The sequence below is a fragment of the Streptomyces harbinensis genome (assembly GCF_900116145.1).
Lineage (GTDB): Bacteria > Actinomycetota > Actinomycetes > Streptomycetales > Streptomycetaceae > Streptomyces > Streptomyces carpaticus.
The window spans coordinates 632,600-645,549 of the sequence record NZ_FPAB01000001.1 but is presented as its reverse complement, the minus strand read 5'-3'; the positions used below and the strand labels follow the sequence as shown (position 1 = coordinate 645,549).

Here is a 12,950-nt window from a genome sequence, read left to right as displayed (position 1 = left end):
CCTCTCTAACCGGCGGGCGCGGTCACCAGGTGGGGCCGGCCGGTCAGCGGGTGCGGGACGATGGCGCTGCGGACGCCGAACACCTCGGCCACGGTCGCCGGCGTCAGCACCTCCTCGGGCGTACCGGCGGCGCGCAGCCGTCCCTCGTGCAGGAGGACCAACCGGTCGCAGTAGGCCACCGCGTGCCCCAGGTCGTGGATCGCGACCACGACGGTGAGGTCCAGTGCGCGGACGAGTTCCAGCAGTTCCAGCTGGGAGCCGATGTCCAGGTGGTTGGTCGGCTCGTCCAGCAGCAGCACCGGTGTCCGCTGCGTCAGCGCGCGGGCGAGCAGGACGCGTTGCCGCTCGCCGCCGGACAGCCCGGCGAACACCCGGCCGGCGGCCCACTCCATGCCGACCCTGGCCAGACAGGCGCGGACGGTGTCGTGGTCCGAGGCGCTGTCACGTTCCAGGAACCGCTTGTGGGGCAGCCGCCCCATGGCCACGATCTCCGCCACCGAGAAGCCGTTGTCCAGGTCGTGGTCCTGGGTGACCACCGCCGTACGCCGCCCGGCGACCCGGGAGGACAGCTTCCACACTTCGTCGTCGTCGATCAGGACCCGCCCGCCGGTGGGCCGCAGCGCGCGGTAGACGCAGCGCAGCAGGGTGCTCTTGCCGGAGCCGTTGGGGCCGATCAGGCCGGTGACGGTGCCGGGTTCGGCGGTCAGGGACACGTCGCCGAGGAGGGCGCGGTCCTCGATCCGCACGGTCAGGCCGTGGATGTCGACTCTCATCGCAGTACCCGCTTCCGGCCGCGGAGCAGCGCGAGGAAGAAGGGGGCCCCGAGGAGGGCGGTGACGATGCCGATGGGGATCTCGTTGGGCCGGTCCAGGGTGCGGGTGAGCAGGTCCACGAGCACCAGGAAGACGGCTCCGAGCAGCAGCGAGACGGGGATGACCTTCCGGTGGTCGGGTCCGACGAGGAGCCGTACGGCGTGCGGCACCACCAGGCCGACGAAGCCGATCCCGCCCGCGACGCTGACGATGACGGCGGTCAGCAGCGAGGAGGCCACCAGCAGCAGCACCCGCAGCCGCTGGACGCCGACCCCGAGTCCGGCGGCGGTGTCGTCGCCGGTGGCCAGGGCGTTCATGGGGCGCGCCCGGGTCAGCAGGACGACCGTGCAGACGGCGGCGGCCACCGCCGGGATGGCGAGGTCCGGCCAGGAGGCGCCCGCCACGGAGCCCAGGAGCCAGAACATCACGGCGCGCAGTTCGGAGGGGTTGGCCTGGAGCTGGAGGTAGCCGGTGACGGCGTTGCCGAGGTAGGCGATCGCCACGCCGGCCAGGATCAGGCTGGAGCCCAGCAGCCGCCCGCTGTGCTGGGCCAGCGCGAACACCACGAGCAGGCTCAGCAGCGAACCCGCGAAGGCGGCCCCCGTCACGCCGAGTCCGGCCACGGCGGTGACGCCCGTGGTCATGGCGAGGACCGCGCCGAGCGAGGCCCCGGCGGACACCCCGAACACGTACGGGTCCGCGAGGGGGTTGCGCACCAGCGCCTGGAGGCACACCCCGGCCAGGCTGAGCCCGGCCCCGGCGAGCGCCGCCAGCAGCACGCGCGGCGTGCGGAAGTCCCAGACGATCTGCTGGGTGAGCGGATCCGGTTCCCGGCCGCCGCCGGTCAGGTTCGTGAGGAGTACGTCGAGGACCTGACCGACCGGGACGTGCACGGTGCCCACCGAGATCGCCACCGCGATGGAGAGCAGCAGCGCACCCGCCAGTACGGCGACTGCCGGCGGATAGCGGCGGCCCGATATCAGGTGAGGGCTACGGGAGGCTGTGCGCGGCATCGGCGATCCTGGCGACGGCGAGGGCGTTCAGCGGGCCGAGGTAGAAGCTGTCGGAGACGGTGGTGTACGTGCCGGTGCGGGAGGCTTCCCAGGCGGGGAAGCGCTCGAACAGGTCGCGGGCGTACGCCTCGGCGTCCTCGTCCGCCGTGAAGAGGCCGATGACCAGCACGTCGACGTCAGCGGTGGCGAGCGCCTCGGCGTTGATGTCGGCCAGTTCGGGGCCGGTGCTGCCCGCGAAGGCGTTGACGGCGCCGGCGCGTGCGACGATGTCGTCGGAGATGCCCCCGGCGAAGACGGCGGGCAGTCCGTTGTTGTTCATCATCGCCATGCCGGGATAGACGGCCAGAACGCTGACCGGATCGCTTCCCGCCACCGCCTCGGCGATTTCCGCCAGTTCGGCGCGTGCCCGCTCCACCTGGCCGGCCGCGCGGTCGGACACGTCGAAGATCTCGCCGAGGGTGTACAGCAGCTCGAAGGAGGACTCCACCGACTGCGCGTCGTGGCGCCGCTGGTCCTCGGGCCGGGCCGCCGGGTCACCGTAGGCGCAGTTGACCGGGGTGACGAGGCTGTTGATGCCGGCGGCGGCGAGCTGGTCGCGGGTGGCCGAGCCCGTCGCGGCATCGAAGCCGCCGGCCCAGGTGGAGATGACGAGATCGGGCTGGAGGGCGAGGACCTGCTCGCGGGGGACCTCGAAGTTCTCGTTCAGGCTCAGGTCCCCGGTGGGGAGCGCCGCTATCCGCTCGACCATCCCGGGGTCGTCGGACACCCCGTAGGACTGGCCGTTGGCGAGGATCCGGTCCTCGACACCGAGGGCGATGAGGCTCTCCACCTCGGCCACGGAGGTGCCGTTGAGCAGCAGGACACGGCTGGGGGGTTCCTGGAAGGTGATCTCCCGGCCGCAGTTGTCGATGGTCAGCGGATAGGACGTGCGCGCCCCGGGGCCCTGGGCCGGGGGAGCCGTGGCCGTGCCCGGTTCGGTGGTGCCGGTGGAACACGCGGCGGTGAGCGCCAGCAGGCACCCGGCGGCGGCCGGCGGCATCGTACGGAATCTCATGGGTGAATCGTCGGGAGCGCGGGCGCGGAAGTTCCCCCGATGTGCGGGGTACCGCGCGCGAGCGCGGTGCCGGGCGGGCGGCGGCGGTCCGCGCGTCCCCGTTCGGTGGTCCGGCCGGTCTCGCCTCACTCCCCGGCCGTGGCCCCGGGCGCCCGGCCGGCCGGGTCGGTGGACTGGCAGGGGCCGCAGATGCCGGAGAGCTGGACCAGGTGTTCCAGGGCGGCGAACCCCGTCTCCTCGCCCACCCGTTCGGTCCAGGTCTCCACGACGGCCGCGTCGAGGACGCGGCTGACGCCGCAGTCGCGGCACAGCAGGTAGTGGCGGTGCTCGCCCGCCGTTCGCGGCCGGTAGAGGCGTTCGCCGTTGCCGTCCAGGACGACGTCGGCGCAGCCCTGTTCCTCCAGTTCGTTGAGCGCGCGGTACACCGTGGTCAGGCTGACATCGACCTCCTGGAGCACCGCGAGGGCGTGCAGTTGCCGTGCCGAGACGAACTCGCCGCAGCCGGTCAGGAGCCGGCTGACCGCCTCCCGGCGGCGGGCCGGCCGCGGGCCGGGGGCGTCCGGTGGGGTGCGCTCACGCTTCCGGCGGCCCACCAGGGGTTCACCTCGTTCGATCGAACGTGCCATGCAACGGCACTGTAAATGGGGATGGTTTCCATGTCCATTAAGGGTCGGGCGTCGCGGCGGTACGGGGGCGGCGGCGCGCGGTGAACCGGGCCACCAGACCGTGCCGCGGGGCCAGCCCCCAGGCCAGCAGGAAGACGGCCGTGGCGACCAGCACGATCGTGCCGCCGGTGGGCAGGTCGAGACTCCAGGAGAGATACAGGCCGACGGTGGCCGAGAAACCGCCGATCGCCGGGGCCAGCGCCATCATGACCGGCAGCCGGTCGGTGAGCAGCCGCGCCGAGGCCGCCGGGGTCACCAGCAGCGCCAGCACCAGGATGTTGCCGATCGTCTGCACCGAGATGACGACGGCCACGGACACCATCACGTACAGCGCCAGATCCAGCGCGAAGACCGGCAGCCCGGCCGCGCGCGCCGTCTCGCGGTCGAGCGTGACGGCGACCAACTCCTTGTGGAGCAGGAACAGCACCGTGAGCAGTACGGCGGAGGACCCCGCCACGACATAGAGGTCCTCGTCCGGGATACCCGTGATCGACCCGAACAGGAACTGCTGGAGCGACCCCGAATAGCCCGGCGCGCGGCTGATGACGACAATGCCCAGCGCGAAGGCGGCGACGAAGAACACCCCGATCACGCTGTCCTCGCGCAGCCGCCTGTTCTGGGCGAACACCGCGACCGCCACCGCCGTGAGCACCCCGGCCGTGGCGCCGCCGATCACCAGATTGCCCTGGACGACGAAAGCGACCGCGAGACCGGGGAAGACGGCGTGGGCCACCGCGTCCCCGATGAACGCCATGCCGCGCAGGACCACGTAGCAGCCGATGATCCCGCACACCACGGACGACATCAGCGCCACGAAGAGCGCCTTCGGCAGGAAGGACAGCGCCGGATTGAACAGATCGGCGACGAACTCGGCGGGGGAGAGCATCAGTCCACCTCCAGGGCGCGCAGCAGCGGCGAACCGTCGCGGATGCCGAAAGCCCGCTGCCACAGCGCGGCATCCCGCAGCTCGCCGGGCGTCCCGGCCGCCACCACGGTCCGGTTGATCAGGCACAGCCGGGTGCAGGTGTGCATCGCGGCCAGCAGATCGTGGGTGGTCATCACCACCGCCTGCCCCTCCTCCCGGCTCAGCCGGACGAACAGATCCGTCAGCAACTCCTGGGTGGGGACGTCGAGTCCGGTGAACGGCTCGTCCAGCAGCAGCACGGAGGGGCGCAGCGCCAGCGCCCGCGCCACCAGGACCCGCTGCCGCTGGCCGCCGGAGAGCTGTCCCACCGGCCGGTCGCGCAGCCCGGACATCGCCACCCGCTCCAGGGCTTCGTTCACCGCCCGGTGGTCCGCCACGCCCGGCCGCCGCAGCCAGCCGACGCGCCGGGTGCGGCCGGAGAGCACGGCGTCCGCCACGCTGATGGGGAAGTCCCAGGCGAACTCGTGGCGTTGCGGGACGTAGCCGACCCGGTCCCGGGCCAGGCGCACCGGCCTGCCCTCCACCGTCACCCGGCCCGAGGAGACCCGCACCAGCCCCAGGGCCGAGCGCAGCAGGGTGGTCTTGCCGGCGCCGTTCGGGCCGACGAGGCCGAGGAAGTCCTTGGCCTCGACGTCCAGCGACACCCGCTGGAGGACGTCACGGCCGCCGAGTTCCACGGTCAGCTCCTCGACGGACAGGGCCTTCACCGGGCACCGTCCCCGCGCTCGCCGGACTCCGGGAGCGCGGCGAGCCGCCGGGCACGCCGGCCCCGCACCGTGACCAGGGCGACGGCCGCCAGCAGCAGGACGACGGCGCCGCCCGCCACGGCCAGCGGCACGCTCAGCGCGCCCCGGCCCGGCTGCCCGGCGTCGTCGTCCCCGGGCTCCGCCGGGTCCCCGGCGCCGGATTCCGCCGGGGCGCCGTCGCCGTCCTGCGGCACGGCGGGCTGTTCGGGCAGCGCACGGGCCGCGAACGCCTCGCTCACGTCGGTCTCCCCGCCGACGGCGAACCGCAGCGCCGCCCGGTCGCTGACCCGTTCGCCGGTGATCAGGTCGGCGGACATCTCGATGTCGATCACATAGACCCCGGGCTCGGTGAAGACCCAGTTGGCGTGCGTGTGCGTGTTGACGTCCACCCACAGGTCCTGCCGGTCCGCTTCGGAGCCGTCCCACAGCACGTCGGGCGGGCCGAACGCCCCGTCCTGGAGGAAGACCGAGAAGTGCCCGGGGCCCTCGGCGCCCAGCATGGACAGCGTGACACCCCGGTCGACCCGGTTCATGACCTCCGGGTCCTGGGTGTTCCAGCCCAGCCAGATGACGCCGGGCGCCTGGGTCTGCGGGATGACGTACACGTCCGCGCCGGGTGCGGCGCCCAGGAACGCGAACTGCTCGTCGTCGGGGACCGGTTGCCTGGCCTCCTCGGACACCTCGGTCACCACGTCCGTCAGCAGCCGCCACACCGGCGGGACCTGGGAGTCGTCCCGGCCCTGGATGCGCCAGACGCCGTCGATGAACCGGGGTCCGAGGTCCACATGGCCGGTGCTGAGGACGGCCTCGCCCCCGACGTTCTCCTCGTCCGGATCGACCCTCTGCTCCAAGCCGTCGGGGCCGCCCGGATCGACGGGATCGGCCGGTTCGTCCGCCCGGGCGACGCCGGGGACGAGCAGCAGCGGTACCAGGAACAGCGCGAGCCCCGCCCACCGGCGCGGACGGCGAAGCGGCTGCCCGGGGCGCGGGATGCCGGGAAGAGCTGTCAGTGGCATGGGGTGTACTTCCCTGGGTGGGTGGATGGGTTCGGATGGTCCGGAAGGAACGGGGGAGGGGGCCCGGGGGCGAGGTCAGCCGAGGCAGGCGTACAGCGAGTCCGCGTTGGCGCGCATCATGTCCAGATACGAGTCGTTGCCGGGGCCGAGCGCGTCGCCGTGGATCGGGCAGACCTCGACGCCCTGTTCCCGCGCGACCTGGGTCAGGGTGCTGGAGCGGGCCGCGAGGTTGGGTTCCAGGAAGACCGCCGGGATGCCGAGGTTGGCGATGGTCTCGGTGAGTTTGCGGCGGTCCGCCATGCTCGGCTCGGACCCGGGGTTGGGGGTGACGAAACCGGCGACGGACAGCCCGTAGGCATCGGCCAGATAGCCGAATGCGTCATGGGTCGTGACCAGGTGGCGCCGGGACGCGGGAATCCGGGCGAGGGTGTCGGCCACGTACGCGTCCAGCTCGTCCAGCTCCCCCAGATACCGGGCGGCGTTGGAGCGGTAGTGGGCGGCGTTGGCCGGGTCGGCGGCCATCAGTTCGTCCCGCATGATCTTCACGTACGCCATGGCGTTGCGGACGTTCTGCCACAGATGCGGGTCGATCTCACCGTGCACATGGCGGCCGAGCACGGCCTGCGGCAGCTGGTGGATGCTGTCGCCACCGCGCCCGAGGAAACGGAAACGCGGGTCACCGGGGATGTCGGTGAGCGCCTTGTTGGGCACCTCGACGACGGTGCGGGCCGGGTCGTACACCTCCTGGGTCGCGTCCCCGCCGCCGTGCGGGTCCGCGTAGAGGTGGAGGGCCGGCTCGCTGCCGGGGTCCTCCCCGAGATCGACGGTGATGTCGGCGTGCCCCGAGTCCAGCACGGTCGCGCCGGCCGACTCGGGGAAGACGGTGTGCGCGTTCACCCCCACCGCGAAGGTGACGGTGCCGCCCGCCAGTTCGACCGGGCGGCTCTGCCCGGAGACGGCCAGTTCCGCGCTCAGGTCCAGCCGGTAGACGCCCGGCTCGGTGAACGCCCAGCTCATATGGGTGTGCGCGTCCGGGGGCAGGGTGGCGGTGTCGTCCCGGTAGCCGTTGTCCGCGTCGAAGCCGTCGGAGGAGTCGAAGAAGACCGTGGGCGCGCCGAAGGTCTCGGTGACGTAGCCGATCAGCTCGCCCGGGCCTTCCACCCCGGTGGCCTTCAGCCGGACTTCGGAGGTGCGGTCCGCGCCGTACCCGGCGCCCGTTCCGCGCACCCGCAGGCCCAGCCAGATGGTGTCCAGGTTGACGTTCTCGACCAGCGGGATGATCTCCGCCGCGTACTTTCCCGCCGACTCGGCCAGCGAGACATTCGGTACGCCGGCCGGCAGGTTGGCGTCGATGGCACGGACCAGGCTCTGCTCCTCCAGCAGCATGTAGTTGGTGAAGGCCAGGTCCGCGTAGACGATCTCCCGCACATCGCGCAGCGTCGGCTCGTGGCTGTGCGGGTCCGCGCCGTCCGGCACCAGCGCGTGCACCTCGACGAAGTCGCTGCCGACCTCGGCGGCCAGATCGGCCAGGATGCCCGTCGTGGTGACCACCCGGACCCGTCCGTCGTCGTAGGGCGCCGGTGCGATGTCGCAGCCGGCCGCCGTCAGCGCGAGGCCGGCGGCGAGGACCGCCGCCGTCCGGCGGTGCCGCGCCGGTCCGCGGCCGGTGACGGCGGGCGGCGCGGGAGCCGCGCCCGGGCGCGTGGGACCGGACGGGGGACGGGGATCGGCCTCGCGCGTCATCGTGTGCTGGTCCCTCTCGACGGGGGTGGACGTACCCGGTGCCCGCCGCGCCGGGACGCGGGCGCGGCGGGCCGTACGGGGCCGGGGCCCCGGGCGGCCCGCCCGGCGGTGCTGCCTGCCGCCGGGCGGGAGTGGGTGGATCAGACGGCCGGGCCGAAGAAGCGCCGGCGCAGCGCGGTGGTGGCGGCGCCGCCGGCCAGCAGCGAGGTGCCGAGCACCGCGATCCCGGCGACGTACGGGGTGCCGGTGGAGGCCAGGCCGCCGTTGGCACCGTCACCGCCCGCCCCGCCCGCTCCGCCGGGCAGGTCGCACTCCTCGCCGTCCGCCGTGCGGCCGACGACCACGGTCTCGGTGATCGTCCCGGTCGCGGAGGCCGCTGCCTCGGGCAGCGTGTCGACGGCGAAGGTGTAGGTCTCCTCGCCGCTGGTGATGCTGCCGCCGCCGGCCGGGTCGGTGGCGGTCGCCCGGGCGGTCAGGGTGTACTGCCCCGGCTCGGAGAACGTCCACTGGGCGTGGGTGTGCGCCGGGCTCTGCTCCCGGACGGAACCGGGGAGTTCGAAGCCACCGCCCTCCAGGACCGGTACCGCCGCGCCGAAGGTGGAGGTGGTGTAGAGGTACACGTCGCCGGGGCCGTCGACGGCGGTGATGTCGATGGTCACGTCGGTGTAGCCGCTGCCCGCGACGCCATTGGTGTCCCAGCCCGGCCAGATCAGATCCGGGTTCTGGGTCAGCGGCAGCAGGTACCCGGCCGGGGCGCCCGGGTAACCCTCGGGGATCGCGTCGGTGTACGCCTCGGGCTTGACGTGCAGCAGCACCTCACCCGGCGCGTGCCGCTCGTGGCTGCCCGTCACGTCCTCCTTGAGGTCGAGCGTCAGCGACCCGCCGTCGGCGGTGACGTTGAAGAGGTCGATGTGGCCGTGGTCGAGCACCAGGGAGAAGTCCTCGGTGACCGGGACCTCCCGCTCCACCTCCTGCTCCTGCGGCAGGCACAGCCGCGGCTCGGAGGTGTTCCCGATCACGGTGCCGGTGGTGCCGCCCCCGGTGCCGTGGTCCCCGCTGTGGTCCTGGATGTGCAGGGTGACGGGTTCGGAGGTGGCGACGGTGTCGTGGTGGTCGTCGTAGAGGCGGGCCTGGACCTGGTAGCCGTCGATGTCGGCCTGTGCGGTGAAGGTGTAGGTGTCGGTGGTGCCCGCGTCGCCGGCCAGGCTCCAGGTGGCGTCGGCGTCGGGGCGGGTGAACCAGTGGTAGTGGTCCAGGTCCGTGGCGGGTTCCTGGACGGCGGTGAGTTCGACGGTGTCGCCGGGGTGGAAGTGGCCTTCCGCACCGGTGACGGTCAGCACCATGTCGACGGGGCCTTCGCCGTCCCCGTGGTCCTGGATGTGCAGGGTGACGGGTTCGGAGGTGGCGACGGTGTCGTGGTGGTCGTCGTAGAGGCGGGCCTGCACCTGGTAGCCGTCGATGTCGGCCAGCGCGGTGAAGGTGTAGGTGTCGGTGGTGCCCGCGTCGCCGGCCAGACTCCAGGCGGCGGCGCCGTCCGGGCGAGTGAACCAGTGGTAGTGGTCCAGGTCGGTCGCGGGTTCCTGGACGGCGGTGAGTTCGACGGTGTCGCCGGGGTGGAAGTGGCCTTCCGCACCGGTGACGGTCAGCACCGTCCCGATTGGTTCTTCGCCGTCCCCGTGGTCGTCGATGTGCACGGTCACCGGCTCCGACTCGGCGACCACCGCGTGATCGTCCCCGAAGAGCGCGGCCTTGATCTGCCGGCCGTCGTGGTCGGCGATGCCGGTGAACTCCGCCCCGCCCAGGCCGGGGACGACCGACCAGCTGTCGGAGGCGTTGTCCCGGGTGTACCAGTGGTAGTGGTCGAGGTCGGTCGCCACGTCCGGAACGGCGGTCAGGCTGACGGTGTCGCCGGTGTGGTAGTGGTCCGCGAGGCCGTGGATGGCCAGCGAGGACGGGATCTGGGGCTGTCCGGCCGCCCCGTCGCCGACGGAGAAGGCGTACGTTCCCGGGTTGCTGGTGAGGGTCGCCCCGGTGTCCGGGTCGGTGGCGGTCGCCCGTACCTGGAGGGTGTACTCACCCGCGGCGCTGAAGGTCCACTGGGCGTGGGTGTGCGCGGGGCGGGCTTCCCGGATGGTGCCGGGGAGCTGGAACCCGCCGTCCTGGAGGAGGGACGTGGGGGTGCCGAAGCCCGTGAGGGTGTAGAGGTGGATGTCGCCGGGGCCGTTGACGTCGGTGATGTCGATCGACACGTCCGTGTAGCCGCTGCCCGCGACACCATTGGTGTCCCAGCCGGGCCAGATCAGATTCCGGTCCTGGGTCAGCGGGAGGACGTAACCCTCCGGGGAGCCCGGGAACTGACTGGGTATCTGCTCCGTCCAGGCTTCCTCCTTCACTCTCAGCAGGACGTCCTCGGGCTGGTGCCGGACGTGTGAGCCGGTGACGTCCTCCGCCAGGGAGAGCACCAGCTCCCCGTCTTCGACGGCGACATGGAAGGTGTCGATGTGGCCGTGGTCCAGGATCAGTGGATCGGCTGCGTGCGCAGCAGTCGCCGTACCTGCCGCCAGCATCACCGCCGCGAGGACCGCGACCGCCTTTCGGCGACGCGGACTCGATCGTGTGGTCATGGCGTGGCTTCTCCCTGCTCTCGGCGTGACGAAGCGATGGGGTGCCGCGAAGGGGCGGCACGGCGAGGAGCCTACAAATGATAATCATTGCCAACAACGGTGCATCGAAGTGGCCTCCGTCACGCTGCCCATCCGGGATCGGGGTCTGCCTATACTGATAATCATTTTCGTTTAAGGGAAGGGGATTCGACGGTGAGGGACATGCAACCCAGCACGATCACCGCGTACTTGCTGGCCAACCGCGCGTTCGTGGCACCGACGGTCGAACAGGCGGTGGGCGCCCTGGAACTCGCCGGCCGCACCCGGCTGCTGGACGCCGGCACCGGCGCCGGCGGGGGCCTGGTGGCACTGGCCCGGGCCGGTGACCCCGCGGCACGGGTGCTGGGCATCGACCGCAACCCGCAGGCCCTGGCCCTGGCGCGGGCGCACGCCGAAGAGTCCCGCGTCGCCTCCCGGGTGGAGACCCGCGAAGGCGATCTGCTGGAGGCACTGGCCGAGGCGTCCGCACCCGGTGAGGGGTTCGACGCGATCTGGGCGAGCGACGTGGTGTGGCCGGGCAACTTCGCCGACCCGGCCGGAGCGGTCGGGGCACTGGCCGGCGCGCTCTCCCCGGGCGGGGTGCTCGCGCTCTTCAGCAGCAATTACTACCAGGCGCAGTTCCTCCCCGGACACTCCCGCCTCCAGCAGAAACTGCGCACTGCCTCCGAGCTGAACTGGGGCATCCCGGGCGGCGGGCCGACCCACTACGAGCGGCATGTGCACTGGGCGGTGGCCGCCGGGCTGCGCAACGTCCGGGTCCGCGTCCTGCCGCGTGTCGCCTTCCCCGTCGACGACGACCCGACGGCGCGGCCGTACCTGGAGCGGGTGGTGTGGCCCGAACTCCTGGATGCCGCCCGGGGGAAGGGGCGGGAGGCCGGGATGGACGACGGCGAGCTGGAACTGGCCGAGGCGCTGCTGACACCGGGCAGCGACCGCTACCTGCTCGACGAACCCGGCTACTACCTGGTGCACTCCATGCTGCTGGTCACCGGCGAACGCTGACCCCGTGCGGCCCCGCGCAGCGGGCCAAACCCGCCGCGCCGGGCTGCTCTCATGAGGCGGCCACCCCGATCACGATGCCGGGCACCGGGGCGCCGTGGTCGTGGTCGTGGTCCTGGAGGTGGTCCGCGTCCCAGGCCGGGAACGGATCGTCGTACTCCGCCCATCCGCGCGGGCCCGCCGCCCACTCGGTGTCGTCGAGCAGACAGGCCGTCAGCGCCGCCCGCAGCGCGTCCTTGTCGAGGCCGGTCCCGATGAACACCAGCTCCTGGCCGCCCGCATCGGTGTCCCCCGGCGACCGCACCCCCGAGGGTTCGAACCGCGCCACCGAACCGGCCTGCGACCACAGCCCGGTGATCCCGGGGCGGGTCGCCAGGCAGAAGAAGCCCTTGGACCTGAGCACGTCACCGAAGGCGCCGCTGTCGAAGTCCTCGGTCAGCAGCCGCCACAGCCGCTCCGGCCGGAAGGGCCGCTGCGCGCGGAAGAGCAGGCTGGAGATGCCGTACTCCTCGGTCTCCGGGATGTGGTCCCCGTTCAGCTCCGCCAGCCAGCCCGCCGACTCCTGCGCCCTCGCCAGATCGAACCGTCCGGTGCCCAGGATCTCGGCCGGGTCCACCCGGCCGTGTGCCGTGCGCACCACCTTCGCCACCGGGTTGAGCCGGCGCAGGGCCGCTTCCAGCCGCTCGGTCTCGGCCGTGCCGACCAGGTCCGTCTTGTTCAGCACGAGCACATCGGCGAACTCGATCTGGTCGGCCAGCAGATCGCTGACGGTGCGGTCGTCCCCCTCGAACGGCGCGAGCTCCCGGTCGCTGAGGGCGTCGCCGGCCGCCAGCTCGGGCAGGAAGTTGAGCGCGTCCACCACGGTCACCATGGTGTCCAGCCGGGCCAGATCACCCAGCGTCGCCCCGTCGTCGCGCGGGAAGGAGAAGGTGGCGGCCACCGGCATCGGCTCGGAGATGCCGCTGGACTCGATCAGCAGGTAGTCGAACCGGCCGGCGCGGGCCAGCCGGTCCACCTCCTCCAGCAGATCGTCCCGCAGGGTGCAGCAGATGCAGCCGTTGGTCATCTCGACCAGGCGCTCCTCGGTACGGGAGAGCGCACCGCCGTCCCGCACCAGCTCCGCGTCGATGTTGATCTCGCTCATGTCGTTGACGATCACGGCCACGCGCAAGCCGTCGCGGTTGCCGAGCACGTGGTTGAGCAGGGTCGTCTTGCCCGCCCCCAGAAAGCCCGACAGCACCGTCACCGGCAGCCGCCGGCCCCCTGCCGTGCCCGGCCCCGTCGTCGCGCCCATCCGCTCTCCCTTAGATGAAT

The 12,950-nt window shown here is 72.4% G+C and carries 11 protein-coding genes; 1 reads left to right on the top strand and 10 read right to left on the bottom strand.

Going from position 1 to position 12,950, the window contains the following annotated elements; all coding sequences use genetic code 11:
- Positions 1-5 precede the first annotated feature (5 nt).
- The 9 genes from BM385_RS02900 to BM385_RS28140 all read right to left on the bottom strand — a co-directional run bounded on the left by BM385_RS02900 (position 6) and on the right by BM385_RS28140 (position 10,598).
- Entirely contained in the window at positions 6-773 is a 768-nt protein-coding gene (locus BM385_RS02900; RefSeq protein ID WP_093842075.1) for an ABC transporter ATP-binding protein, read from the bottom strand.
- On the bottom strand, positions 770-1,825 hold the full coding sequence (locus BM385_RS02895; protein WP_093842074.1) for a FecCD family ABC transporter permease: 1,056 nt from the start codon (positions 1,823-1,825) through the stop codon (positions 770-772). Before BM385_RS02895 ends, BM385_RS02900 begins: the two co-directional genes overlap by 4 nt.
- A complete protein-coding gene (locus BM385_RS02890; RefSeq protein WP_254791424.1) occupies positions 1,803-2,879 on the bottom strand; it encodes an ABC transporter substrate-binding protein in 1,077 nt (358 codons plus the stop codon). The genes BM385_RS02895 and BM385_RS02890 overlap by 23 nt, the downstream gene beginning before the upstream one ends.
- A gap of 125 nt (positions 2,880-3,004) precedes the next feature.
- Positions 3,005-3,505, bottom strand: coding sequence for a Fur family transcriptional regulator (locus BM385_RS02885; RefSeq protein WP_254791423.1), 501 nt, complete (start codon positions 3,503-3,505; stop codon positions 3,005-3,007).
- Positions 3,506-3,542: 37 nt separating this feature from the next.
- Entirely contained in the window at positions 3,543-4,430 is an 888-nt protein-coding gene (locus BM385_RS02880; RefSeq protein ID WP_019434230.1) for an anchored repeat-type ABC transporter permease subunit, read from the bottom strand.
- On the bottom strand, positions 4,430-5,176 hold the full coding sequence (locus BM385_RS02875) for an anchored repeat-type ABC transporter ATP-binding subunit (protein ID WP_093842071.1): 747 nt from the start codon (positions 5,174-5,176) through the stop codon (positions 4,430-4,432). The genes BM385_RS02880 and BM385_RS02875 overlap by 1 nt, the downstream gene beginning before the upstream one ends.
- Positions 5,173-6,231 carry a choice-of-anchor M domain-containing protein gene (locus BM385_RS02870; protein WP_217650931.1) on the bottom strand — a complete coding sequence of 353 codons (1,059 nt, stop codon included), beginning with the start codon at positions 6,229-6,231 and terminating at the stop codon, positions 5,173-5,175. Before BM385_RS02870 ends, BM385_RS02875 begins: the two co-directional genes overlap by 4 nt.
- Before the next feature lie 75 nt (positions 6,232-6,306).
- Positions 6,307-7,974 (bottom strand): anchored repeat ABC transporter, substrate-binding protein, encoded by a 1,668-nt coding sequence (locus tag BM385_RS02865; protein WP_093842070.1) that lies wholly within the window; start codon positions 7,972-7,974, stop codon positions 6,307-6,309.
- Between the two features lie 140 nt (positions 7,975-8,114).
- Entirely contained in the window at positions 8,115-10,598 is a 2,484-nt protein-coding gene (locus BM385_RS28140) for a choice-of-anchor M domain-containing protein (protein WP_093842069.1), read from the bottom strand.
- Between the two features lie 201 nt (positions 10,599-10,799).
- On the opposite strand from BM385_RS28140, the gene BM385_RS02855 reads away from it, so the two are divergent.
- Positions 10,800-11,639 carry a class I SAM-dependent methyltransferase gene (locus BM385_RS02855; RefSeq protein ID WP_093842068.1) on the top strand — a complete coding sequence of 280 codons (840 nt, stop codon included), beginning with the start codon at positions 10,800-10,802 and terminating at the stop codon, positions 11,637-11,639.
- A gap of 49 nt (positions 11,640-11,688) precedes the next feature.
- On the opposite strand, the gene BM385_RS02850 is transcribed toward BM385_RS02855, so the two are convergent.
- On the bottom strand, positions 11,689-12,930 hold the full coding sequence (locus BM385_RS02850; protein WP_093842067.1) for a GTP-binding protein: 1,242 nt from the start codon (positions 12,928-12,930) through the stop codon (positions 11,689-11,691).
- Positions 12,931-12,950 lie beyond the last annotated feature (20 nt).

Excerpts from the sequence above, each read along its gene's own strand:
- BM385_RS02895 (WP_093842074.1), bottom strand. The coding sequence starts at position 1,825 with ATGCCGCGCACAGCCTCCCGTAGCCCTCACCTGATATCGGGCCGCCGC.
- BM385_RS28140 (WP_093842069.1), bottom strand. The coding sequence starts at position 10,598 with ATGACCACACGATCGAGTCCGCGTCGCCGAAAGGCGGTCGCGGTCCTC.
- BM385_RS02885 (WP_254791423.1), bottom strand. The coding sequence starts at position 3,505 with ATGGCACGTTCGATCGAACGAGGTGAACCCCTGGTGGGCCGCCGGAAG.
- BM385_RS02890 (WP_254791424.1), bottom strand. The coding sequence starts at position 2,879 with ATGAGATTCCGTACGATGCCGCCGGCCGCCGCCGGGTGCCTGCTGGCG.
- BM385_RS02850 (WP_093842067.1), bottom strand. The coding sequence starts at position 12,930 with ATGGGCGCGACGACGGGGCCGGGCACGGCAGGGGGCCGGCGGCTGCCG.
- BM385_RS02865 (WP_093842070.1), bottom strand. The coding sequence starts at position 7,974 with ATGACGCGCGAGGCCGATCCCCGTCCCCCGTCCGGTCCCACGCGCCCG.
- BM385_RS02900 (WP_093842075.1), bottom strand. The coding sequence starts at position 773 with ATGAGAGTCGACATCCACGGCCTGACCGTGCGGATCGAGGACCGCGCC.
- BM385_RS02855 (WP_093842068.1), top strand. The coding sequence starts at position 10,800 with ATGCAACCCAGCACGATCACCGCGTACTTGCTGGCCAACCGCGCGTTC.
- BM385_RS02880 (WP_019434230.1), bottom strand. The coding sequence starts at position 4,430 with ATGCTCTCCCCCGCCGAGTTCGTCGCCGATCTGTTCAATCCGGCGCTG.
- BM385_RS02870 (WP_217650931.1), bottom strand. The coding sequence starts at position 6,231 with ATGCCACTGACAGCTCTTCCCGGCATCCCGCGCCCCGGGCAGCCGCTT.